This window comes from Streptomyces sp. NPDC059166, from assembly GCF_042755185.1.
GTDB lineage: Bacteria > Actinomycetota > Actinomycetes > Streptomycetales > Streptomycetaceae > Streptomyces.
Window position 1 is genome coordinate 154279 of record NZ_JBHZCI010000003.1, and the last position, 23500, is coordinate 177778.

The window sequence follows — 23500 nt, forward strand, 5'->3', positions numbered from 1 at the left end:
CTACATCCAGCCGCGGCGCTTGAACAGCCGGTACAGCCCGGCGACCACCACCCCCATCAGCACGATCACCGCCGGATAGGTCCACTCCAGGTCCAGCTCGGGCATGTGGCGGAAGTTCATCCCGTAGATCCCGGCCACCATGGTCGGGACGGCGGCCATGGCCGCCCAGGCGGAGATCTTCCGCATGTCGTCGTTCTGCCGCACCCCCACCTGCGCGAGGTGGGCCGCCAGGATGTCCGAGAGCAGCCGGTCGAGCCCCTCGACGTGCTCGACCGCCCGCGTCAGATGGTCGTTGACGTCACGGAAGAACGGCTGCGATCCGGTGTCGACGAAGGGCACTCCCGCACCGGACAGCCGGGTCATCGGCGTCACCAGCGGATTCGTGGCACGGCGGAATTCGAGCACCTGCCGCTTGAAGGTGTAGATCGCGGCCGCGGTGTTCTTGGTGTCCCGGGACCGGCCCTGCGGGGCGAAGACCTGGGCCTCCAGCTCCTCCAGGTCGATCTGGAGCTCCGCGGCCACCTCGATGTAGTGGTCCACGACCGCGTCGCTCACCGCGTAGAGGACCGACGTCGGCCCGTGCCTGAGCACTTCGGGCTCGGCCTCCAGCCGTCGACGCACCGCCGCCAAGGGCGCGCCCTCGCCGTGCCGCACGGTCACCACGAAGGAGTCCCCTATGAAGAGCATCAGCTCCCCCGCGCTCACGGTGTCGCTGCGCTGCTCGTAGACCACCGGCTTGATGACCACGAACAGGGAGTCGTCGTAGATCTCCAGCTTCGGGCGCTGGTGCGCGCGCAAGGCATCCTCCACCGCCAGCGGGTGGAGTCCGAACTCGCTGCTGACGAGGTCGAACTCCTTCTCCGTCGGCTCGTGCAGGCCGATCCAGACAAAGGCGTCCCCCGCGGCCCGTGCCTCACCGAGGGCGTCGGAGAGGTCGGCCGGGCCTTCGGTCCGGCGCCCGTCCCGGTAGATTCCGCAGTCGACGATCATCCGCGCATTCTTCCCCGCCGGGCAGGGCTCACGCACCTCTACCCTGGCGGGTATGCCCACGCTCATCCTCGTACGCCACGGACGCTCGACCGCCAACACCTCCGGAGTGCTCGCGGGCCGGACCCCGGGCGTCTCCCTCGACGAACGCGGCGCCGAGCAGGCCGCCGCCCTGCCCGGACGGCTGTCCGCCCTCACCCTCGCCGCGGCGGTCAGCAGCCCGCTCCAGCGCTGCCGGGAGACGCTGCAGCCGCTGCTGGACGCCCGCCCCGACCTGCCGCTGCACACCGAGGACCGGATCAGCGAGTGCGACTACGGGGACTGGTCGGGACGCAAGCTCGCCGAGCTCTCCGACGAGCCGCTCATGAAGGTCGTCCAGCAGCACCCATCGGCCGCGGCGTTCCCCGGCGGGGAGTCCATGCGCGCCATGCAGGCACGGGCCGTCGAGGCGGTACGGGAGTGGAACGACAGGATCGCGGCGGAACACGGCGACGACGCCGCGTACGTCATGTGCTCCCACGGCGACATCATCAAGGCGATCGTCGCCGACGCCCTCGGTATGCACCTCGACCTCTTCCAGCGCGTCCAGGCGGACCCGTGCTCGGTCACCGCCATCCGCTACACGGCGCTGCGCCCCTTCCTCCTCCGGCTCGGTGACACCGGTGACCTCGCCTCCCTGGCGCCGCGCGAGCGGCCCGCCGGGGCGGACGCGGCGGCGCCCCCGACGACGGACGCGGCCGTGGGGGGCGGCGCTGGGGCACCGTGATCGCTCGGCGCAGTAGGGTGGACGCGCCGTAGAGGCCCCGCGGGACACCCCGTGGTGCCCCCGGGCCCGCCCCATCCGCCCACACTTCTCTCAAGGGAGACAGGACGTGTCCCGTCAGGTGTTCCTCTACGACCCGCCGGACCGCTTCGTGGCCGGCACGGTCGGGCTGCCTGGCCGCCGTACGTTTTTCCTCCAGGCGTCCTCGCGCGGACGTGTCACCAGCGTGGCCCTGGAGAAGACCCAGGTCGCCGCGCTGGCCGAACGGATCGACGAGCTCCTCGACGAGGTCGTCAGGCGGACCGGCGGCAACTCACCGGTGCCCGCCGTCGCCCCCATGGACGTCACCGACACCGCGCCGCTCGACGCCCCCGTCGAGGAGGAGTTCAGGGTCGGCACGATGGCCCTCGCCTGGGACGGCGAGGAGCAGCGCATGATCGTCGAGGCGCAGGCGCTCGTCGAACTGGACGCCGACTCCGAGGACGACCTCGCGGAGGCCGAGGAAAGGCTTCTGCAGGACGAGGAGAACGGCCCGCCGATGCTGCGCGTCCGGCTCAGCGGCGCCCAGGCCCGCGCCTTCGCCAAGCGCGCCCTCGACGTCGTCAACGCGGGCCGCCCGCCGTGCCCGCTGTGCAGCCTCCCCCTCGACCCGGAAGGACACGTATGCCCGCGCCAGAACGGATACCGTCGCGGGGCCTGACGGAGGCCGGGCTGCGCACCCTGCTGGCCGAGGGCGAACTGACCGTCCTCGGCCGCGTCCGCGGTGCCTCCAACGCGGTGCTGTACTGCACGGTCGCGTACGAGGGCGAGGAGCGCGCCTGCGTCTACAAGCCGGTCGCGGGTGAGCAGCCCCTGTGGGACTTCCCCGACGGCACACTCGCACAGCGCGAGGTCGCGGCGTACGAGGTCTCCGAGGCCACCGGCTGGGGGCTCGTGCCCCCCACCGTGCTCCGGGAAGGGCCCTACGGCCAGGGCATGTGCCAGCTGTGGATCGAGGCGGAACCCACCGAGGAGGACTCCGACGGACTGGGGCCGCTGCTGGGGCTCGTCGAGGCCGAGGAGCCGGGTGAGGGCTGGAAGGCGATCGGCCTCGCGGAGGTGGGGGAGGGCCGCACGGCCCTGCTGGTGCACGCCGACGATCCCCGGCTGCGCAGGCTCGCGGTCCTCGACGCCGTGATCAACAACGGTGACCGCAAGGGCGGTCACCTGCTGCCCGCACCGGACGGACGGCTCTACGGCATCGACCACGGTGTGACCTTCAACGCGGACGACAAGCTGCGGACGCTGCTCTGGGGCTGGGCGGGGGAGCCGCTCACCGCGGAGGCCACCGCGGTGCTCGACGCCCTCCTCGCCGGTCTCGGCCCGGGAGCGGCGCTCGCGTCCCGCCTGGGCGAACTGATCACGGCTGCGGAGCTCGACGCCCTGCGCGAACGCGTGGAGGTCCTGCGGAAGTCCGGGCGGCATCCGCAGCCGGGCGGTGAGTGGCCGCCGATCCCCTGGCCCCCGGTGTGAGGGAGCCCGGACGCCCGGCCGGGGGGCACGGTCTCCGTCCGGGGCCGGCTGATCCGCCGGACGGGGCTCGGCGCGGAATCCGCCCGCGCGGGTGAGGCGCCGCACGGAGTCGGCCCGCGCGCAAGAGTGCCTCTCAGGCCACGATCCGCCATCCGGTTCGTATCCGGAAGCATCGTCCGGTTACGCTCGTGACATGCATGCCTGGCCCGCTTCTGAGGTCCCCGCCCTGCCTGGCAAGGGCCGCGACCTTCGGATCCACGACACCGCGACCGGCGGACGGATCACCCTTGACCCCGGTCCCGTCGCCCGCATCTACGTCTGCGGCATCACGCCGTACGACGCGACCCACATGGGTCATGCGGCGACCTACAACGCGTTCGACCTCGTTCAGCGCGTGTGGCTCGACACCAAGCGGCAGGTTCACTACGTCCAGAACGTGACCGACGTGGATGACCCTCTGCTGGAGCGGGCCGTGCGCGACGGCGAGGACTGGACCGCGCTCGCCGAGCGTGAGACGGCACTCTTCCGGGAGGACATGACCGCCCTGCGGATGCTTCCCCCGAAGCACTACATCGGTGCCGTGGAGGCGATACCGGGCATCGTCCCGCTCGTCGAACGTCTCCGTGACGCGGGCGCCGCCTACGAACTCGACGGGGACGTGTACTTCTCCGTCGACTGCGATCCGCACTTCGGTGAGGTCTCCGGACTCGACGCCGACGCCATGAGGCTGCTCTCCGCCGAACGCGGCGGCGACCCCGAGCGCCCCGGCAAGAAGAACCCGCTGGACCCGATGCTCTGGATGTCCGCCCGCGAGGGCGAGCCGAGCTGGGACGGCGGCACCCTCGGCGCGGGCCGACCGGGCTGGCACATCGAGTGCGTCGCCATCGCCCTCGACCACCTGGGCATGGGCTTCGACGTCCAGGGCGGCGGCTCCGACCTCGCCTTCCCCCATCACGAGATGGGCGCCTCCCACGCGCAGGCGCTCACCGGCGAGCACCCCTTCGCCCAGGCATATGTGCACGCCGGCATGGTCGCGCTCGACGGCGAGAAGATGTCCAAGTCCAAGGGCAACCTGGTCTTCGTGTCGGCACTGCGCCGGGCCGCCGTGGACCCGGCGGCCATCAGGCTCGCCCTGCTCGCGAACCACTACCGTTCCGACTGGGAGTGGACCGACCAGGTCCTCGCGGACGCCGTGGAGCGCCTCGCCCGGTGGCGGGCCGCCGTCTCCCGGCCCGACGGTCCTCCCGCGGACGAACTGGTCGAGCAGGTGCGTGAGGCGCTGGCGGACGACCTGGACAGCCCGGCCGCGCTCGCCGCGGTCGACCGGTGGGCCGCGCTGCAGAGCGCGGACGGCGGCACGGACGAGGGCGCGCCCGGACTCGTGTCGCGCACCGTGGACGCCCTGCTGGGCGTGGCTCTGTAGCCCCGACGGACCAACGACGCGGACGGCCCCGGACCGGCGAAGGATCGCCGGTCCGGGGCCGTCCGCGCCCGGTGTGCGTCAGCCGTCCGACGGATCCTCGTCCGGGCCGGCGGACGGATCCTCGGGGGGCTGCTGCTCCCCGTCCTCCTCCTTGGCCCGGCCCTTCTCCGGCCGCTGCGGCTTCGGCGGCCTGGTACGGCCCCCGGACGTGTCCCGCAGGTACGGCGCGTCCCCGCTCTCGGTCGCGTGCCCCCCCGGACCGCCTACATCCCTGCGCCGCAGATAGCGCTCGAACTCCCGGGCGATCGCCTCCCCTGACGCCTCGGGCAGCTCGGCGGTGTCCCGGGCCTCCTCCAGCGTCTGCACGTACTCGGCGACCTCGCTGTCCTCGGCGGCCAGCTGGTCGACGCCGACCTGCCAGGCGCGCGCGTCCTCGGGCAGCTCGCCCAGCGGGATGCGCAGGCCGAGAAGGTCCTCGAGACGGTTCAGCAGTGCCAGCGTCGCCTTCGGGTTGGGCGGCTGGGACACGTAGTGCGGCACCGCCGCCCAGAGGCTGACCGCGGGCACTCCGGCATGGGTGCAGGCTTCCTGCAGGATGCCCACGATGCCGGTCGGGCCCTCGTACCGGGTCTCCTCCAGGTCCATGGTCCTGGCGAGATCCGGATCCGAGGTGACCCCGCTGACCGGCACCGGTCGGGTGTGCGGGGTGTCGCCGAGCAGCGCTCCCAGGATGACGATCATCTCCACGCCCAGCTCATGGGCGAAGCCGAGGATCTCGTTGCAGTACGAACGCCAGCGCATGGAGGGTTCGATGCCGCGGATCAGCACCAGGTCGCGGGGCTTGTCGCCGCCGACCCTGATCACGGACAGACGCGTGGTGGGCCAGGTGATCTTGCGGGTCCCGCCGTCCATCCACACCGTCGGCCTGTTGACCTGGAAGTCGTAGTAGTCCTCGGCGTCGAGCGCCGCGAAGACCTCGCCCTTCCATTCCCGGTCCAGATGCGCGACCGCTGTGGAGGCGGCGTCGCCGGCATCGTTCCAGCCCTCGAACGCGGCCACCATGACCGGGTCGATCAGCTCGGGTACTCCCTCGAGCTCGATCACCCAGGCCTCCTTCCGAAGTTCCCTTGCGTACGGACCAACCTTACGGCTTCCCCCCTGCTCCGACGCAGTCCGTTTGCGTGCGGGGACCGAACCGTGCACGCCGTGATTCATCCGAGCTGTTCCGGTCGAAACCGATCAACTTCCCTTCCGGCCCTGGACCGGGGGGTGCTGTTGGAGTTATACATCGGATGACCGCGAGAGATCCGATGTTATTCCCTGGGGGCGCACATGAATCCGACCGTCACCGAATTCGAGGTCGAGGACATCCGGTTCCCCACCTCGGAGCAGCTGGACGGCTCGGACGCGATGAACCCCGACCCCGACTACTCCGCCGCCTACGTCGTCCTGCGCACCCGGGGCGGAGCCGGTGCAGAGGGCCATGGCCTCTGCTTCACCATCGGCCGCGGCAACGATGTCATGGCCGTGGCCATCGAGGCGCTCCGGCCCTTCGTGGTGAACCGTCCCGTCCCGCGCACCGCGGCGGACCTCGCGGACCTCCACCGCACCCTCACACACGACTCGCAGCTGCGCTGGCTGGGCCCGGAGAAGGGCGTGATGCACATGGCCGCGGGGGCGGTCGTCAACGCGGCCTGGGACCTCGCGGCGAAGCTCGCGGGCAAGCCCGTCTGGCGATTCCTCGCGGAGATGACACCGGAGGAACTCGTCTCCCTCGTGGACTTCCGCCACCTCACGGACGCCCTCACCCCGCAGGAGGCCCTCGCGATCCTGCGCGCGGCGGAGCCGGGGCGGGCGGAGCGCACCGAGCGCCTGCTCGCCGAGGGGTTCCCGGCGTACACGACGACACCGGGCTGGCTCGGCTACGACGACGACAAGCTCGTACGGCTGTCCAAGGAAGCCGTCGCCGAGGGATTCACCCAGATCAAGCTGAAGGTCGGAGCCGATCCCGGCGAGGACGCCCGCAGACTCGCCCTGGCACGCCAGGCGGTCGGCCCGGACGTACGGATCGCCCTCGACGCCAACCAGCGCTGGGACGTGGCCGAGGCCGTGGACCGGATGAAGGCCCTCGCCCCGTACGACCCTTACTGGATCGAGGAGCCCACCAGCCCCGACGACATCCTCGGCCACGCCGCCGTGCGCGCCGGACAGCCCGTCAAGGTCGCCACCGGTGAACACGTCGCCAACCGGATCGTGTTCAAGCAGCTGCTGCAGGCGCGGGCCGTGGACTTCGTGCAGATCGACGCCGCACGGGTCGCCGGGGTCAACGAGAACATCGCGATCCTGCTGCTCGCCGCGAAGTACGGGGTCCCGGTCTGCCCGCACGCCGGAGGCGTCGGACTGTGCGAACTCGTGCAGCACCTCTCGATGTTCGACTACGTCGCGGTCTCCGGCAGTCTGGAGAACCGGGTGATCGAGTACGTCGACCACCTCCACGAGCACTTCGCCGACCCGGCCGTCGTCGAGGACGGCCGCTACGCAGCACCGCGTGCGCCCGGCTTCTCGGCCCGCATGCTGCCGGCGTCCGTCGCCGCACACCGCTATCCGCAGGGCCCCGTCTGGCAGGCCCGCCACCACCCGGAGGAGACCGACCGATGACCGGTACGCAGGATTTCGACGGGCTGTCCGCACTGGTGACGGGCGGCGCGTCCGGCATCGGAGCCGCCGTCGCGAGGGCGCTCCTCGCCCGGGGCGCCCGGGTGGCCGTACTCGACCTCGATCCGAGGGGCGCGCCCGAGGGCACGCTGGGCATCGAGGCCGACGTCACGGACGACGAGGCCGTACGGAACGCGGTCGACCGGGCCGCCGCCGAGCTCGGCGGTCTGCACACCCTGGTCTCCAACGCCGGAACCGGGGCGATCGGCACGGTCGAGGACAACACCGACGCGGAGTGGACGCGCGTGCTGGACGTCAACGTGCTCGGCATGGTCCGTGCCGCGCGCCATGCCCTGCCCCACCTCCGGCGGGCGGTCGCCGGGCGGCCGGGCTCCGTCTCGATCACCCACACCTGTTCCATAGCGGCCACCGCGGGTCTGCCGCAGCGCGCGCTGTACAGCGCGAGCAAGGGTGCGGTGCTCTCCCTCACCCTCGCCATGGCCGCGGACCACGTGCGGGAGGGAATCCGGGTCAACTGCGTCAACCCCGGAACCGCCGACACCCCCTGGATCGGCCGGCTGCTCGGGCAGGCCGAGGACCCGGTGGCGGAGCGGGCGGCGCTGGCCGCCCGGCAGCCGCTGGGGCGGCTGGTGACCGCCGACGAGGTTGCCGCCGCGGTGGTCTACCTCGCGAGCCCGGCCGCCGCCTCCGTCACGGGCACCGCGCTCGCCGTCGACGGGGGGATGCAGGGGCTGCGCCTGCGGCCCGTGGGCCCCTCACAGGGTTGAGCGCAGCCACTGCTCGATGCTCGCGACATGGACGGTCGCCCAGGACCGGGCCGCCTCGGCGTCCCGGTCCCGCAGCGCGGCCAGGATGGCCCGGTGCTCGTACAGCGTGCGGCTGACCGCGTTCTCCTGCGTCAGCCCCCGCCACACCCTGGCCCGGGTGGTCGGGCCGGAGAGCCCGTCGAGCAGCGAGCAGAGGACCGAGTTGCCCGAGCCCCGGACGATCCCCCGGTGGAACTCCAGGTCGGCGGCGACCAGGTCCTCCACCGAGGGGTCGGTGCCCAGGGCGTCCAGCTGGGCTCCGAGCGCGTCCAGTTGCTCCTCCTCGATGCGCAGCGCCGCCATGGCGGTCGCCGCGGGCTCCAGGATCCTGCGGACCGCGAAGAACTCCAGCACCGTGTCGTCGCGGTGGAAGTCCACCACGAAGCTCAGCGCCTCCAGCAGGAGTTGGGGGTCCAGACTGGTGACGTAGGTGCCGTCGCCCTGGCGGACGTCGAGGATCCGGATCAGCGACAGCGCGCGCACCGCCTCACGCAGGGAGTTGCGTGACAGCCCGAGCTCCGCCGCGAGTTCGCTCTCCTTCGGGAGACGGTCCCCGGGGGCCAGGGCACCCGAGACGATCATTCCCTTGATTCTCTCGATCGCTTCGTCGGTGACGGCCATGGGGGCTCCTCGCACACAAGACATCCGATGTATCGCCTCATTATGCGGTCAGGGGCGGTGCCCACGCGCACACCGCCCCTGGTGACGGCCCCGGCCCAGGTTCAGCGGCCCTCGGCCAGCATGCTCTCGACCCCGGCCCGGATCCCGTCCGTGGCCAGGCCCCGGATCGTCAGCGTGGTCCGGCGGCGCAGCACGTCGTCCGCCGTCGCGGCCCATTCGCGGTCCCGTGCGTAGGCCACCTGGGCCCAGATCTCCGGGGCGTCGGGATGGATGCGCCCGGCCAGAGCCGGGTCCTCCGCCGCCAGCCGCGCGATGTCGAAGGACAGCGAGCCGTAGTGCGTGGCGAGGTGGCGGGCCGTGTCCGCGGGCATCCGCGGCCCCGGGGTGCCGCCCTCGGCGAGCAGCCGGTGCGCCACCGCGTCCGGGTTGGCGATGCCGGGGAGCGGCACCTTCCGGGGCAGCCTGGCCATCGGCTCCATGTCCTCGGCGAGCGGGCGGCCGGGCAGCTCGGCGAGCTTGTTCATCACGGTCCTGCCGATGTGACGGAACGTCGTCCACTTGCCGCCGGCGACCGACAGCATGCCGCCGCGCCCTTCGGTGACGACCGTCTCCCGCTTGGCCTTCGAGGTGTCGCCCGGGCCGCCGGGCAGCACCCGCAGGCCCGCGAAGGAGTAGGTGATCAGGTCGCGGGAGAGCTGCTGGTCCCTGACCGAGAACGCAGCCTCGTCCAGGATCTGGGCCGTGTCCTTCTCCGTGACGGCGACGTCGGCCGGATCGCCCTCGTACTCCTCGTCGGTGGTGCCGAGCAGCAGCATGTCCTCCCAGGGCAGGGCGAACGTGATCCGGTACTTGTCGATCGGCGTCGCCAGAGCCGCCCTCCACGGGCGGGTGCGCCGCAGCACGAGGTGCGCGCCCTTGGACAGGCGTATGGAGGGCGCCGCGGCGGGGTCCTCCATCTTCCGCAGGTGGTCGACCCACGGTCCGGTGGCGTTCAGGACGAGGCGGGCGTCCACGCCGAACTCCGTGCCGTCCTGGCGGTCCTTCAGTTCGGCGCCGGTGACCCGGCCCCGGGTGAACCGCAGCCCGGTCACCGCTGCGTGGTTGAGGACGTCCGCGCCGGCGTCGACGGCGGCGCGGACGGTCATCAGCGCCATGCGCGCGTCGTTCATCTGGTCGTCGCCGTAGACCGCGACGGCCCTGAGGCCGTCCGTACGCAGCTCCGGCACGTCCCGGGCGGCCCTGGACGGGCTGATCACATGTCCCACGCCGTCACCGAAGGCGGACAGCGCGGAATAGGCGAAGACCCCGGCGCCGAGCTTGGCCGCGCCGTGCGGGCCGCCCTTGTAGACGGGCAGGTAGAACGTGAGCGGGTTGGCGAGGTGCGGGGCCACCTGCCGGGAGACCGCGCGCCGCTCGAAGTGGTTCTCGGCGACCAGCTTCACCGCGCCGGTCTGGAGGTACCGCAGGCCGCCGTGGAGCAGCTTGGACGAGGCGGAGGAGGTGGCGCCGGCGAAGTCACCGGCGTCCACCAGGGCCACCCGCAGCCCGGACTGCGCGGCATGCCAGGCGGTGGAGATGCCCAGGATGCCGCCGCCGATCACCAGGAGGTCGTACGTCGCCTTCGAAAGCCGTTCCCGGGTCTCGGCGCGGCTCCGCGGGGAGCCGGAGGCCGGATGCGTCCCGAGGGAGGGGACGCTCTGCAGGGTGGTCATGTCGATTGCTCCTCAGCTCTCGTCGTCGATCCAGCCCATGGTCCGTTCGACGGCCTTGAGCCAGCTCTTGTACTCGCGGTCACGGGTGGCCGCGTCCATGCGGGGTGTCCACTCGGCGGCGCGGCGCCAGTTGGCGCGCAGCGCGTCGGTGTCCGGCCAGAAGCCGACGGCGAGGCCGGCGGCGTAGGCGGCGCCGAGGCAGGTGGTCTCGGCGACCATGGGGCGCACCACGGGCGCGTCCAGGAAGTCGGAGAGCGTCTGCATCAGCAGGTTGTTGGAGGTCATGCCGCCGTCGACCTTGAGCGCGGTCAGTTCGACGCCGGAGTCCTTGGTCATGGCGTCGCTGATCTCACGGGTCTGCCAGGCGGTGGCCTCGAGCACGGCCCGGGCGATGTGCGCCTTGGTCACGTACCGGGTCAGGCCGGCGATCACCCCGCGGGCGTCGGGGCGCCAGTAGGGGGCGAACAGTCCGGAGAATGCGGGCACGAAGTAGGCGCCGCCGTTGTCCTCCACCGAGGAGGCGAGCGTCTCGATCTCCGCCGCGGACTTGATCAGGCCCATCTGGTCGCGCATCCACTGGACGAGCGAGCCGGTGACGGCGATGGAGCCCTCCAGGGCGTACACCGCCTTCTGGTCGCCGATCCGGTAGCCGACGGTCGTCAGCAGCCCGTTGTAGGAGTTGACCGGGGTCTCGCCGGTGTTGATCAGCATGAAGGTGCCGGTGCCGTACGTGGACTTGGCCTCACCCTGGGCGAAGCAGGTCTGCCCGAACAGCGCCGCCTGCTGGTCGCCGAGCGCGGAGGCCACCGGGACACCGGCGAGCACGCCGTCCTTGGCGGTGCCGTAGACCTCGGCGGAGGAACGGATCTCGGGGAGCACGGCGGCGGGGATGCCCATGGAGCTGAGGATCTTGTCGTCCCACTGCATGGTGTGCAGGTTCATCAGGAGGGTGCGCGAGGCGTTGGTGACGTCCGTGACGTGGACTCCGCCCTCGGTTCCGCCGGTCAGGTTCCAGATGACCCAGGAGTCCATGGTGCCGAAGAGGATGTCCCCCCGTTCGGCACGCTCGCGCAGGCCCTCCACGTTGTCCAGCAGCCAGCGGACCTTGGGGCCGGCGAAGTACGACGCGAGGGGGAGTCCGGTCTCCCGGCGGAAGCGGTCCTGGCCGACGTTGCGGCCGAGCTCCTTGCACAGGGCGTCGGTGCGGGTGTCCTGCCAGACGAGGGCGTTGTGCACCGGTTCGCCGGTGTTCCTGTCCCAGAGCAGCGTGGTCTCACGCTGGTTGGTGATGCCGATCGCCTTGACGTCCGCGGCGGTGATGCCGGCCTTGACGACCGCTCCGGCGACGACCTCCTGGACGTTCTCCCAGATCTCCTTGGCGTCGTGCTCGACCCAGCCCGGCTTGGGGAAGATCTGCTCGTGCTCCTTCTGGTCGACCGAGACGATCCGGCCGTCCTTGTCGAAGACGATGCAGCGGCTGGAGGTGGTGCCCTGGTCGATGGCCGCGATGAACGGGCCGGTGGTGTGTGCGTCGGTCACGGTTGGCTCCCGGAGTCCGTGTGGTGGGGTGAGGTGCGTCTCAGGCGAAGGCGAGGTTGTAGAGTCCGCCGGCCAGTGCCGCCCCGATGAGCGGTCCTACCACCGGTACCCAGGCATAGCCCCAGTCCGACCCGCCCTTGTTCGGCAACGGCAGCAACGCGTGCACGATGCGCGGGCCGAGGTCACGGACCGGGTTGATCGCGTAGCCGGTCGGGCCGCCGAGCGAGAGGCCGATCCCGACGACCACCAGGGCTGTGATCAGGGCTCCCAGCGCGCCGAGGCCGTTGCCCTCGTCGTTGAGGCCCTGGGTCAGGATCGCCAGGACCAGTACGAAGGTCGCGATGACCTCCGTGACCACGTTCTGCACCGCGTTCCGGATCTCCGGGCCGGTGGTGAAGATCCCCAGCACCGGGCCGGCCTTCGGAGCGGCCGACCGGTCCACCAGGCCCTCCTCGGGCGGCAGGTCCTTCACGATCTCGGGATCGGTGAGGTGCGCGTGGAACTGCCCGTAGTAGACGGCCCAGACGAGCACCGCGCCGATCATCGCCCCGAGCAGTTCGGAGGCGAGGTACAGGGGCACGTCGCTCCAGGCGGTGCCGCCCTGGATCGCCAGGCCGATCGTGACCGCCGGGTTGAGGTGGGCGCCTGACACACCGGAGGCGATGTACGCGCCGGTCAGCACGGCGAAGCCCCACCCGAAGGTGATGGCGAGCCAGCCGGCGTTCTGCGCCTTGGAGCGCTTGAGCGTGACGGCGGCGCAGACGCCGCCGCCGAGCAGTATGAGTACGGCGGTACCGATGGTCTCGCCGATGAAGATGTCGGAGCTGGACACCCGCGACTCCTTTGTCCTTCGTCCAGGGGAAGGCGAAACACCGGGTCCCTCCGGTGGATCGCGCCCCCAGATGGGTACCTCTGGGAGAGCAGGTACCCCACCTGTAGGGCTTGACCGGCCCTCGGCACTGTCACACCCTAACGCGTATTGCCGTTAGGTGTTCGACAATGCCGACCGGTGAACGGTCATGCTTCTCCCCGAACGTGAGTGCGTCAAGGGGTGTGTGACGGGGGACTCGATCGTTATCGGCTCCCGGGCCGCCGGGCCGGTGGCCGGATCAGAAGCGCCCGGCGCCCAGATCCCGCGACACGGCGCGGGCGCAGTCCCGTACGGCCGCGACCAGTTCGGGGCGCAGTACCCCGCCGGGGAACACGCGCTCCACGGCGCCCGTCACCGCCACGGCGCCGACCGGCATCCGGCGCCGGTCGTGGATCGGGGCCGCCACGGCGGCGACGCCCTCCCAGGTCTCCTCGAGGTCCGACGCCCAGCCCTGGGCCCGGACCAGGTCCAGCTGCGACTCGAACTCGGCGTCGCCGGTGACGGTCCGCGGCGTGAAGGACCGCCGTTCCGCCTCGGTGGCCTCGCTGTGCGCGACCGGGTCGTAGGCGGAGAGCACCTTGCCCAGTGCGGTGGAGTGCAGCGGCTGCATCGCGCCGACCTCCAGCACCTGCCGGCTGTCGTCCGGGCGGAAGACGTGGTGGACGATGAGCACGCCGTGCTGGTGCAGGACGCCGAGGTGGACGCTCTCGCCGCTGGACCGGGCCAGGTCGTCGGTCCAGACGAGTGCGCGGGCCCGCAGTTCGTGCACGTCGAGATAGCTGTTGCCCAGTCGCAGCAGCTCCGCCCCCAGCTGGTAGCGGCCGGACGTGCCGTCCTGCTCGACGAAGCCCTCCAGCTGGAGCGTGCGCAGGATGCCGTGCGCCGTGCCCTTGGCCAGGCCCAGTGACGACGCGATGTCCGACAGCCCGAGCCGGCGCTCGCCGCCCGCCAGCAGGCGCAGCATGGCCGCTGCCCGCTCGAGCGACTGGATGTTCTTCGCCATCGCGCCGTACTCCTCCACTCGGTTCGACAATGCTGAACACTATCGGTCGATGTCGACCCCTGTCCGGTGGCGCGCACAATATGCGTCACGCCGTGAGCCGGCCCGTTCACCGCACAGCATGCAGTCCGCCCCGTGGGACGCGTCGACCGGCCCGGGCGGCTCCCGGCTACGCTGGCCGCGTGCCCCCATCCGCTGAAGGGGGCGAAGCCGACAGCCGTCGCATCCCAGGGAGAACATTCCATGGCCTCGTCGCCGACCCCCACAGCTGACAGCCGGAACCGGGCCGCCGCGCTCCGTGAGGCGCTCGCCACCCGGGTGGTGGTGGCCGACGGTGCGATGGGCACCATGCTCCAGGCCCAGGACCCCACGCTCGAGGACTTCGAGAACCTCGAGGGCTGCAACGAGATCCTCAACGTCACCCGGCCCGACATCGTCCGCTCGGTGCACGAGGAGTACTTCGCGGTCGGTGTGGACTGCGTCGAGACGAACACGTTCGGAGCCAACGCCTCCGCCCTGGGCGAGTACGACATCCCCGGCAGGATCCACGAGCTCTCGCAGGCCGGCGCCGCGATCGCACGCGAGGTCGCCGACCGCTTCACCGAGTCCACCGGTCAGCAGCGGTGGGTGCTCGGCTCCATCGGCCCCGGCACCAAGCTGCCGACGCTCGGCCACGCCCCCTACACGGTCCTGCGCGACGGGTTCCAGCAGAACGCCGAAGGCCTGATCGCCGGAGGCGCCGACGCGCTGATCATCGAGACCACCCAGGACCTCCTGCAGACCAAGGCCGCGGTGCTCGGCGCCCGGCGGGCGCTGGACGCGCTCGGCAGCGACCTCCTGGTGCTCTGCTCGCTGGCCTTCGAGACCACCGGCACCATGCTGCTCGGCTCCGAGATCGGCGCCGCGCTGACCGCTCTCGAACCGCTCGGCGTCGACATGATCGGCCTGAACTGCTCGACCGGCCCCGCGGAGATGAGCGAGCACCTGCGCTACCTCACCCGCCACTCGCGCATCCCGCTGCTCTGCATGCCCAACGCCGGGCTGCCCGTCCTCACCAAGGACGGCGCCCACTTCCCGCTCGACGCGGAAGGGCTGGCCGACGCCCAGGAGACCTTCGTCCGGGAGTACGGCCTCTCCCTGGTCGGCGGCTGCTGCGGCACGACGCCCGAACACCTGAGGCAGCTCGTCGAGCGGGTCCGCGGCGCCGAGCTCACCGCCCGCTCCCCGCGGCCCGAACCGGGCGCCGCCTCGCTCTACCAGAGCATCCCCTTCCGCCAGGACACCTCGTACCTTGCGATCGGCGAGCGCACGAACGCCAACGGATCCAAGAAGTTCCGCGAGGCCATGCTCGACGCCCGCTGGGACGACTGCGTGGAGATGGCCCGCGACCAGATCCGCGAGGGCGCGCACATGCTCGACCTCTGCGTCGACTACGTGGGCCGCGACGGCGTCGCCGACATGGAGGAGCTGGCCGGCCGCTTCGCCACCGCCTCCACCCTGCCGATCGTCCTCGACTCCACCGAGGTGCCCGTCCTGCGCGCCGGACTGGAGAAGCTCGGCGGCCGTGCCGTGCTGAACTCCGTCAACTACGAGGACGGGGACGGCCCCGAATCCCGCTTCGCCCAGGTCTCCGGCCTCGCCGCCGAGCACGGCGCCGCGCTGATCGCGCTGACCATCGACGAGGAGGGCCAGGCCCGCACCGTCGAGCACAAGGTCGCCATCGCCGAGCGGCTCATCGAGGACCTCACCACCAACTGGGGCATCCGCGAGGCGGACATCCTCATCGACTGCCTGACCTTCACGATCTGCACCGGGCAGGAGGAGTCCCGCAAGGACGGGATCGCCACGATCGGGGCCATCCGCGAGCTGAAGAAGCGCCACCCCGACGTCCAGACCACGCTCGGCCTCTCCAACATCTCCTTCGGTCTCAACCCGGCAGCCCGAGTCGTCCTGAACTCGGTCTTCCTGGACGAGTGCGTGAAGGCCGGCCTCGACTCGGCCATCGTGCACGCCTCCAAGATCCTGCCGATCGCCCGGCTCGAGGAGGAGCAGGTCAAGGTCGCCCTCGACCTGATCCACGACCGCCGCGAAGAGGGCTACGACCCCCTGCAGCGCCTCATGGAGCTCTTCGAGGGCGTCAACATGAAGTCGATGAAGCAGGGCAAGGCCGAGGAGCTCCTCGCGCTGCCGCTGGACGAACGGCTCCAGCGCCGCATCATCGACGGCGAGAAGAACGGCCTGGAGGCCGACCTAGACGAGGCGCTGGAGACCACCCCCGCCCTCGACATCGTCAACAACACCCTCCTCGAGGGGATGAAGGTCGTCGGCGAGCTCTTCGGCTCCGGCCAGATGCAGCTGCCCTTCGTGCTCCAGTCCGCCGAGGTCATGAAGAGCGCGGTGGCCTACCTCGAGCCGCACATGGAGAAGACCGACGACGACGGCAAGGGCACCATCGTCCTGGCCACCGTGCGCGGAGACGTCCACGACATCGGCAAGAACCTCGTCGACATCATCCTGTCCAACAACGGCTTCAACGTCGTCAACCTGGGCATCAAGCAGCCGGTCTCCGCGATCCTGGAAGCCGCCGAGGAGCACCGCGCCGACGTCATCGGGATGTCCGGGCTCCTGGTGAAGTCCACCGTGATCATGAAGGAGAACCTCGAGGAGCTGAACCAGCGCAAGCTGGCGGCCGAGTACCCGGTCATCCTCGGCGGCGCCGCCCTCACCAGGGCCTACGTCGAGCAGGACCTGCACGAGCTCTACGAGGGCGAGGTCCGCTACGCCCGTGACGCGTTCGAGGGCCTGCGCCTCATGGACGCCCTGATCGCGGTCAAGCGCGGGGTGCCCGGGGCGTCCCTCCCCGAACTGAAGCAGCGCCGGGTGCCCAAGCGGGACACCGCGGTGACCGAGGTGACCGAGCCCGAGGAAGGTGTGCGCTCCGACGTCTCCGTCACCAACCCGGTCCCCGAACCGCCCTTCTGGGGCACCAGGGTCGTCAAGGGGATCCAGCTCAAGGAGTACGCCTCCTGGCTGGACGAGGGCGCACTCTTCAAGGGCCAGTGGGGTCTCAAGCAGGCCCGCGCCGGCGACGGCCCCTCGTACGAGGAGCTCGTGGAACGGGAGGGGCGGCCCCGCCTGCGAGGGTGGCTGGACAAGCTCCACACCGAGAACCTGCTGGAGGCCGCGGTCGTCTACGGCTACTTCCCCTGCGTCTCCAAGGGCGACGACCTGATCCTGCTGCACGAGGACGGTTCCGAGCGGACCCGCTTCACCTTCCCGCGACAGCGCCGCGGCCGGCGCCTGTGCCTCGCCGACTTCTTCCGGCCCGAGGAGTCCGGGGAGACGGACGTGATCGGGCTCCAGGTCGTCACGGTCGGCTCCAGGATCGGCGGAGCCACCGCGGAACTGTTCGAGGCGAACTCCTACCGCGACTACCTGGAGCTGCACGGCCTCTCCGTGCAGCTGGCCGAGGCGCTCGCGGAGTACTGGCACGCCCGGGTCCGCGGCGAGCTCGGCTTCGCGGGCGAGGACCCGTCCGACGTCGAGGACATGTTCGCCCTGAAGTACCGCGGGGCGCGCTTCTCCCTGGGCTACGGGGCATGCCCCGACCTCGAGGACCGGGCCAAGATCTCCGAGCTCCTGGAGCCCGAGCGGATCGGCGTGAAGCTCTCCGAGGAGTTCCAGCTGCACCCGGAGCAGTCCACCGACGCCATCGTCATCCACCACCCCGAGGCGAAGTACTTCAACGCACGGTAGAGAACCGCTCGACGCGTGGTGACGCCACGCTGCGCACCGGGCGGGCACCGTCGTAGACTGGTCGGTCCAGTGCAGGCCGGTCGCCGTTCCCACCGGGAAGGCGGCCGGCCTTCTCGTCCCTCATGGAGGTGTGCCGGATGACCAGTACGGTCCCCGCGTCCCTGACCCGCACGACCGAAGGGTCGGCGCTCCAAGCGGTGCTGCTCGACATGGACGGCACACTGGTCGACACCGAGGGCTTCTGGTGGGACGTGGAGGTCGAGGTCTTCGCCGACCTGGGCCACCGGCTCGACGAGGCATGGCGCGACGTGGTCGTCGGCGGGCCGATGACGCGCAGCGCCGGATACCTCATCGAGGTCACCGGCGCCGGCATCGCCATCGAGGAGCTCACCGTCCTGCTGAACGACCGCTTCGAGAAGCGGATCGGGCGCGGAGTGCCGCTGATGCCGGGTGCCTCCCGACTGCTGGCCGAACTCTCCGCGCACCAGGTGCCCACCGCCCTCGTCTCCGCCTCGCACCGGCGCATCATCGAGCGGGTGCTCGACTCGGTCGGCCGCCACCACTTCGCGCTCACGGTCGCGGGCGACGAGGTCACCCGCACCAAGCCGCATCCCGAGCCCTATCTCGCCGCCGCCGCGGGCTTCGGGGCGGATCCGTGGCGCTGCGCGGTCGTCGAGGACACGGCGACCGGGGTCGCCGCGGCCGAGGCGGCGGGCTGCCGGGTCGTGGCCGTGCCGTCCGTGGCGCCGATCGCCGCGGCGCCGGGCCGAGTGGTGGTGCCGTCGCTGGAACACGTGGACCTCGCGTTCCTGCGGGGACTCGTCGCGGAGGACTGACGGGCGCGGGAGCGGGGAGCCCACGGCGCCGCCCCGCTCCTCGCCTCCGCCTCCCGCCCTCCGGCTTCCGGCTCAAAAATCAGGTCCATGTCAATGTGTCCGGCATTCCCGATCAGTGACTTTCGTCACTCGATGTGACGTCACCGAGCCCGGCGCGCCGGTCGGAATGCCCGATCCGGTCGGCCTTACGTCCGCTTTGGAGAGGTGATGTACGAAACATTCCTGTGCATTGCATGGACAACCGGTTATCGATGATCACCCAGTGGATACGCGCCGGTTCCGGCCCGTTCGAGCCCTCCCGCAGCGGCGATTAATCTCGGTCTGCTCGCATGCCGTACCGAGGGAGAACGTCCAGATGAACCGCAAGACGCTGGTGCTGCCGGCCGTAGTGGGCCTGCTCGCGCCCGTGCTCGCCGCCTGTGGCGGGTCGGACGACGGGGGCGATGCCATCGTCGTCGGCACGACGGACCAGTTCATCGCCTCGAAGGACGCCCCGGCCCCGCTCGACCCCGCCGTCGGCTACGAGGCGGGCGTGTGGAACGTCCTGCGGCAGACGGTGCAGACCCTGACCCACATACCGCGCGGCGGCGGAGCGCCGGCCCCCGAGGCCGCCAAGAGCTGCGCCTTCACCGACACCGAGAACGAGAGCTACCGCTGCACGCTGCGTGACGGACTCACCTTCGCGGACGGCACCCCGGTCACCCCGGAGGACGTGAAGTACTCCATCCAGCGCGTCCTCGACATCAAGGACGAGAGCGGTCCGATCGGCCTGCTGGCCAACATCGACACGATGGAGACCAAGGGGGAGAAGGAGATCGTCTTCCACCTGAAGACCCCGGACGCGACCTTCCCCTACAAGCTCGCCACGCCGTCCGCCGGCATCGTCCAGAAGGACAAGTACCCGGCGAAGTCCGCACGCAAGGGCTTCCAGGTCGACGGTTCCGGGCCGTACACCATGAAGCCCGAGGTCGAGGGCGACCAGGTCACCAAGGTGGTCTTCACCAGGAACCCGAAGTACAAGGGCGACCTGAAGATCAGCAACGAGAAGGTCGAGCTCGATCTCTTCCCCGACGCCAAGGCGATGGGCAAGGCGCTCGACGACAAGAAGATCGACATGATGACGCGCACCATGTCGCCCGAGCAGGCCCAGGAGATGCTGGCCAAGCCGAAGGAGGGCGTCAAGCTGACCGAGATGCCCAGCCTCGCCATCAGCTACCTCGCCTTCAACACCGAGGACCCGGCGGTGAAGGACAAGGCGGTGCGCCAGGCCGTCGCCCAGGTCATCGACCGCGGCGCCATCGCGAAGTCGGTGTACGGCAGCACGGCCGAGCCCCTCTACTCCCTCATCCCGTCGGGCATCACCAGCCACACCACCTCGTTCTACGACCGCTACGGCGAGCCCAGCACCGCCGCGGCCGCGAAGATCCTGGACAAGGCCGGTGTCAGCACCCCGGTGAAGTTCACCCTGCACTACACGACCGACCACTACGGCCCGGCCACCAAGGCCGAGTTCGAGATGCTGGCCAAGCAGCTCAACGCCTCCGGCCTGTTCCAGGTCGACGTCAAGGGCACCCCGTGGGCCGAGTACCGCCCCGCCCAGATGAAGGGTGACTACGCGGTCTACGGCATGGGCTGGTTCCCCGACTTCCCGGACGCCGACAACTACACCGCACCGTTCCTCGACGAGAACAACTTCCTCAACTCGCCGTACCGGTCGGCCCTGGCGGAGAACACCCTGATCCCGCAGTCCCGGCGTGAGGCCGACCGGAGCGCCGCGGGTCCGGCCTTCGACAAGCTCCAGGACATCGTCGCCGACGACGTCCCCGTCCTCCCGGTCTGGCAGGGCAAGCAGTACGTCGCCTCCCGCGACGGGCTGACCGGGGTGGAGTGGTCCGTCAACTCCTCGGCCGATCTCCAGCTCTGGGAGCTCGGGCGCGGCAACTCCTGATCCGTGACGCCACGAAACCGGCGCGGTCCCGGGCTCACACCCGGGACCGCGCCGGTCCGTCCCTCCGGGGTCACTGGGCGCCGGGACGCACCAGGCCGCTCTCGTACGCGTAGACCGCCGCCTGGACACGGTCGCGCAGGCTCAGTTTCGTGAGCACGTGGCCCACATGCGTCTTGACCGTCGTCTCGCTCACGAACAGGTCGGCCGCGATCTCCGCGTTGGACAGTCCTCGCGCCACCAGCTTGAGGACCTCCACCTCGCGTTCGGTGAGGGTGTTCAGGGCGTCGGGGACCGGGTCCTCACCGGACGGCAGATGGTCGGCGTACTTGTCGAGCAGGCGGCGGGTGATGCTCGGCGCGAGCATCGCCTCCCCGGCGGCCACCACCCGGATGGCCTGCACCAGTTCGTCGGCGGGCGCGTCCTTCAGCAGGAAGCCGCTGGCCCCGGCGCGCAGCGCCTCCACGACGTACTCGTCGAGGTCGAAGGTCGTCAGCACCAGGACCTTCGCCGGTCCGTCCCGGCCGGGGCCCGTGATCTGGCGGGTGGCCTCGACCCCGTCCATCCGCGGCATCCGGATGTCCATGAGCACGACATCGGGCTGCAGAGCGCGCACCTGATCGATGGCCTGCAGGCCGTCACCCGCCTCACCGACCACCGCGAGATCGCCCTCGGCCTCCAGGATCATCCGGAAGCCGGTGCGCAGCAGCGGCTGGTCGTCGACGAGCAGGACGCGGATAGCCACGTGATCTCCTTAAGGGCCTTCGAGGGCCGCCTCCCGGACGGCCTCGGACCGGACCGGCTCCATTCTGCCCTGCACAGTTTCCCCCGGTTCGGCCGGGCGGACGGACAGCGGATAGACCGGGGGAGTCCCACCGAACTCGGGACAGACCGCCCGGTGGTCGCACCAGCCGCACAGCTTGGTCGGCCGCGGACGCCACTCACCCGTCTCCGTGGCGAGACGGATCGCCTCCCACAGCGTCAGCAGCTTGCGCTCCACCCGCTCCAGGTCGGCCGGGACGGGGTCGTACGTCAGCACGTCGCCGCTGCCCAGATAGACCAGCTGCAGGCGCCGGGGCACCACGTTCTTCAGGCGCCACACCACCAGCGCGTAGAACTTCATCTGGAAGAGGGCGCCCTCCGCGTACTCCGGCCGCGGCGCCTTGCCGGTCTTGTAGTCCACGATCCGGACCTCGCCGGTGGGCGCCACGTCGACGCGGTCGATCACCCCGCGCAGCCGCAGTCCGGAATCCAGCTCGGTCTCGACGAACAGCTCCCGCTCGGCCGGCTCCAGGCGGGTGGGGTCCTCCAGGGAGAACCAGCGCTCCACGAGCCGCTCCGCCTCGCCCAGCCACCCCGCCAGCCGCTCGCCCTCCGGATCCTCCTCGAACAGCTCGGTCAGCTCCGGCTTCGACTCCACCAGCCGGTCCCACTGCCCGGGGATCAGCGCCTTCGCCTTCGGGGCCGTACGGTCCGCGGCCGGGGCGTCGAAGAGACGCTCCAGCACCGCATGCACCAGCGTGCCCCGGGTAGCAGCCTCACTGGGCTTCTCGGGCAGCTTGTCGATCACCCGGAAGCGGTACAACAGAGGGCACTGCATGAAATCGTTCGCGCGCGACGGCGACAGGGACGAGGGTGGCTGAGGCGGGCGCGGTACTGACGTCATGCCGAAGACCCTACGGCCCCCCACCGACACCGGGCGGCATACCATCGACCACAGAGCTCGCACACAGCATGATCGTGGCAAGGCCACCGACCGGAGGGACCCCGTGGACGAGAGCGGCGACAGCGGGCGCCCGCAGCCCGGCGCAGGGGGGAAGGACCCCGGCACCGGCCCCGGCAAGGGCACGCCACCACGCCCGGCCGAGCCCGGCGGAGGCCTCCTCATGGGCCGCCCCTTCGGGGTGCCGGTCTACGTGGCCCCCAGCTGGTTCGTCGTCGCCGCCCTGATCACATGGGTCTTCGGCGGCCAGCTCGACCGGGTCCTCCCGGAGCTCGGCGGCCTCCGCTACCTCGTCGCACTCTTCTTCGCCATCGCCTTCTACGCCTCCGTACTCGTCCACGAGCTCGCCCACACCGTCGCCGCCCTGCGCTACAAGCTCCCGGTGCGCCGGATCCAGCTCCAGTTCTTCGGCGGCGTCTCGGAGATCGAGAAGGAGACCGAGACACCCGGCCGCGAGTTCGTCCTCGCTTTCGTGGGGCCGCTCCTGTCCCTGGTCCTCGGCGGAGTCTTCTACGTCCCGCTCCAGTTCGTCGACGCGGGCACCGTCCCCGGCGTGCTCCTCGCCGGACTGATGGTCTCCAACCTCATCGTCGCCGCCTTCAACCTGCTGCCCGGTCTGCCCCTCGACGGCGGACGGATGCTCCGCGCCGTCGTCTGGAAGATCACCGGCAAGCCGATGAGCGGCACCGTCGCAGCCGCCTGGGTGGGACGGGGGCTGGCCGTCACCGTCCTCATCGGCCTGCCCCTGCTCACGCACACCGGCGCCCTCGGCAACGCCACCGAAGAGGTCAGCGGGGTGGAGACCGTCACCGACGCGCTGCTCGCCGCGATCCTCGCCGGCATCATCTGGACCGGGGCCGGCAACAGCCTGCGGATGGCCCGGCTCCGCGAACACCTTCCCGACCTGCGGGCGCGCACCCTGACGAGGCGCGCGGTGCCCGTCGAGTCCGCGACCCCGCTCTCCGAAGCGCTGCGCCGTGCCAACGAGGCGGGCGCCCGGGCGCTCGTCGTCGTCGACGGTCACGGCAGCCCCAAGGGCGTCGTCCGGGAGGCGGCCATCGCGGGTGTCCCGGAGCACCGCAGGCCCTGGGTGGCCGTCAGCGGCCTGGCCCAGGACATCACCGACGGCATGAGGGTGCCCGCGGAACTCGCGGGCGAGGCGCTCCTGGACCGGCTCAAGGCCACCCCCGCCACCGAGTACCTGGTCGTCGAGGAGACCGGGGCCATCTACGGCGTCCTCTCGACCGCGGACGTCGAGCGCGCCTTCGTCAAGGCCATGGCCCGTCCCTCGGCCTGAGGAACTGTCGTACCGCCCCGGCCGGGGCGGTAC

At 71.0% G+C, this 23500-nt stretch carries 19 protein-coding genes; 10 read left to right on the forward strand and 9 right to left on the reverse strand.

Annotation, left to right across the window (positions count from 1 at the left end; genetic code table 11):
• The gene (locus ACFXOA_RS03440) at positions 1-990 is read right to left on the reverse strand and encodes a magnesium and cobalt transport protein CorA (protein WP_385021773.1); all 990 of its coding nucleotides are present in this window, start codon (positions 988-990) and stop codon (positions 1-3) included.
• Between the two features lie 52 nt (positions 991-1042).
• Here ACFXOA_RS03440 and ACFXOA_RS03445 point away from each other — a divergent pair, with 52 nt between their 5' ends.
• The 4 genes from ACFXOA_RS03445 (at position 1043) to mshC (ending at position 4685) form a co-directional block, all read left to right on the forward strand.
• Complete coding sequence (locus tag ACFXOA_RS03445; protein WP_385021775.1) at positions 1043-1753, forward strand: histidine phosphatase family protein; 711 nt, start codon at positions 1043-1045, stop codon at positions 1751-1753.
• A gap of 106 nt (positions 1754-1859) precedes the next feature.
• Positions 1860-2450: a DUF3090 domain-containing protein gene (locus tag ACFXOA_RS03450; protein ID WP_033304581.1), complete on the forward strand. Its 591-nt coding sequence runs from the start codon at positions 1860-1862 to the stop codon at positions 2448-2450.
• Positions 2414-3262 (forward strand): SCO1664 family protein, encoded by an 849-nt coding sequence (locus tag ACFXOA_RS03455; RefSeq protein ID WP_385021778.1) that lies wholly within the window; start codon positions 2414-2416, stop codon positions 3260-3262. Before ACFXOA_RS03450 ends, ACFXOA_RS03455 begins: the two co-directional genes overlap by 37 nt.
• Positions 3263-3455: 193 nt before the next feature.
• On the forward strand, positions 3456-4685 hold the full coding sequence (gene mshC / locus ACFXOA_RS03460) for a cysteine--1-D-myo-inosityl 2-amino-2-deoxy-alpha-D-glucopyranoside ligase (RefSeq protein ID WP_385021781.1): 1230 nt from the start codon (positions 3456-3458) through the stop codon (positions 4683-4685).
• A gap of 78 nt (positions 4686-4763) precedes the next feature.
• Here mshC and ACFXOA_RS03465 read toward each other — a convergent pair whose 3' ends face one another.
• Positions 4764-5789, reverse strand: coding sequence for a PAC2 family protein (locus ACFXOA_RS03465; protein WP_385021784.1), 1026 nt, complete (start codon positions 5787-5789; stop codon positions 4764-4766).
• Between the two features lie 228 nt (positions 5790-6017).
• On the opposite strand from ACFXOA_RS03465, the gene ACFXOA_RS03470 reads away from it, so the two are divergent.
• Positions 6018-7343 carry an enolase C-terminal domain-like protein gene (locus ACFXOA_RS03470; protein WP_385021787.1) on the forward strand — a complete coding sequence of 442 codons (1326 nt, stop codon included), beginning with the start codon at positions 6018-6020 and terminating at the stop codon, positions 7341-7343.
• Entirely contained in the window at positions 7340-8128 is a 789-nt protein-coding gene (locus ACFXOA_RS03475; protein WP_385021790.1) for an SDR family NAD(P)-dependent oxidoreductase, read from the forward strand. The genes ACFXOA_RS03470 and ACFXOA_RS03475 overlap by 4 nt, the downstream gene beginning before the upstream one ends.
• On the opposite strand, the gene ACFXOA_RS03480 is transcribed toward ACFXOA_RS03475, so the two are convergent.
• The 5 genes from ACFXOA_RS03480 to ACFXOA_RS03500 all read right to left on the reverse strand — a co-directional run bounded on the left by ACFXOA_RS03480 (position 8117) and on the right by ACFXOA_RS03500 (position 13931).
• Entirely contained in the window at positions 8117-8788 is a 672-nt protein-coding gene (locus ACFXOA_RS03480) for a FadR/GntR family transcriptional regulator (protein WP_385021793.1), read from the reverse strand. The two genes, ACFXOA_RS03475 and ACFXOA_RS03480, sit on opposite strands and share 12 nt — an antisense overlap.
• Before the next feature lie 101 nt (positions 8789-8889).
• The gene (locus ACFXOA_RS03485) at positions 8890-10500 is read right to left on the reverse strand and encodes an FAD-dependent oxidoreductase (protein ID WP_385021796.1); all 1611 of its coding nucleotides are present in this window, start codon (positions 10498-10500) and stop codon (positions 8890-8892) included.
• A 12-nt stretch (positions 10501-10512) separates the two neighbouring features.
• Positions 10513-12039, reverse strand: coding sequence for a glycerol kinase GlpK (gene glpK, locus ACFXOA_RS03490; RefSeq protein ID WP_385021799.1), 1527 nt, complete (start codon positions 12037-12039; stop codon positions 10513-10515).
• A gap of 40 nt (positions 12040-12079) precedes the next feature.
• A complete protein-coding gene (locus ACFXOA_RS03495; protein WP_385021802.1) occupies positions 12080-12871 on the reverse strand; it encodes an MIP/aquaporin family protein in 792 nt (263 codons plus the stop codon).
• Positions 12872-13148: 277 nt separating this feature from the next.
• Entirely contained in the window at positions 13149-13931 is a 783-nt protein-coding gene (locus tag ACFXOA_RS03500) for an IclR family transcriptional regulator (RefSeq protein ID WP_385022095.1), read from the reverse strand.
• 222 nt (positions 13932-14153) lie between these two features.
• On the opposite strand from ACFXOA_RS03500, the gene metH reads away from it, so the two are divergent.
• The 3 genes from metH (at position 14154) to ACFXOA_RS03515 (ending at position 20450) form a co-directional block, all read left to right on the forward strand.
• Positions 14154-17666, forward strand: a complete 3513-nt coding sequence (metH, locus tag ACFXOA_RS03505; RefSeq protein WP_385021805.1) for a methionine synthase — start codon at positions 14154-14156, stop codon at positions 17664-17666.
• Positions 17667-17803: 137 nt separating this feature from the next.
• Entirely contained in the window at positions 17804-18502 is a 699-nt protein-coding gene (locus tag ACFXOA_RS03510) for an HAD family hydrolase (RefSeq protein WP_385021807.1), read from the forward strand.
• 355 nt (positions 18503-18857) lie between these two features.
• Positions 18858-20450, forward strand: coding sequence for an ABC transporter substrate-binding protein (locus tag ACFXOA_RS03515; RefSeq protein WP_385021810.1), 1593 nt, complete (start codon positions 18858-18860; stop codon positions 20448-20450).
• Positions 20451-20520: 70 nt separating this feature from the next.
• Here the strand turns inward: ACFXOA_RS03515 and ACFXOA_RS03520 are convergent, their stop codons facing one another.
• Together ACFXOA_RS03520 and ACFXOA_RS03525 are read right to left on the reverse strand one after the other, a co-directional pair.
• Positions 20521-21192, reverse strand: coding sequence for a response regulator (locus tag ACFXOA_RS03520; protein ID WP_385021813.1), 672 nt, complete (start codon positions 21190-21192; stop codon positions 20521-20523).
• Between the two features lie 9 nt (positions 21193-21201).
• A complete protein-coding gene (locus ACFXOA_RS03525) occupies positions 21202-22047 on the reverse strand; it encodes a RecB family exonuclease (RefSeq protein WP_385022098.1) in 846 nt (281 codons plus the stop codon).
• 169 nt (positions 22048-22216) lie between these two features.
• Here ACFXOA_RS03525 and ACFXOA_RS03530 point away from each other — a divergent pair, with 169 nt between their 5' ends.
• Positions 22217-23467 (forward strand): site-2 protease family protein, encoded by a 1251-nt coding sequence (locus tag ACFXOA_RS03530; RefSeq protein ID WP_385021817.1) that lies wholly within the window; start codon positions 22217-22219, stop codon positions 23465-23467.
• Positions 23468-23500: the final 33 nt, after the last annotated feature.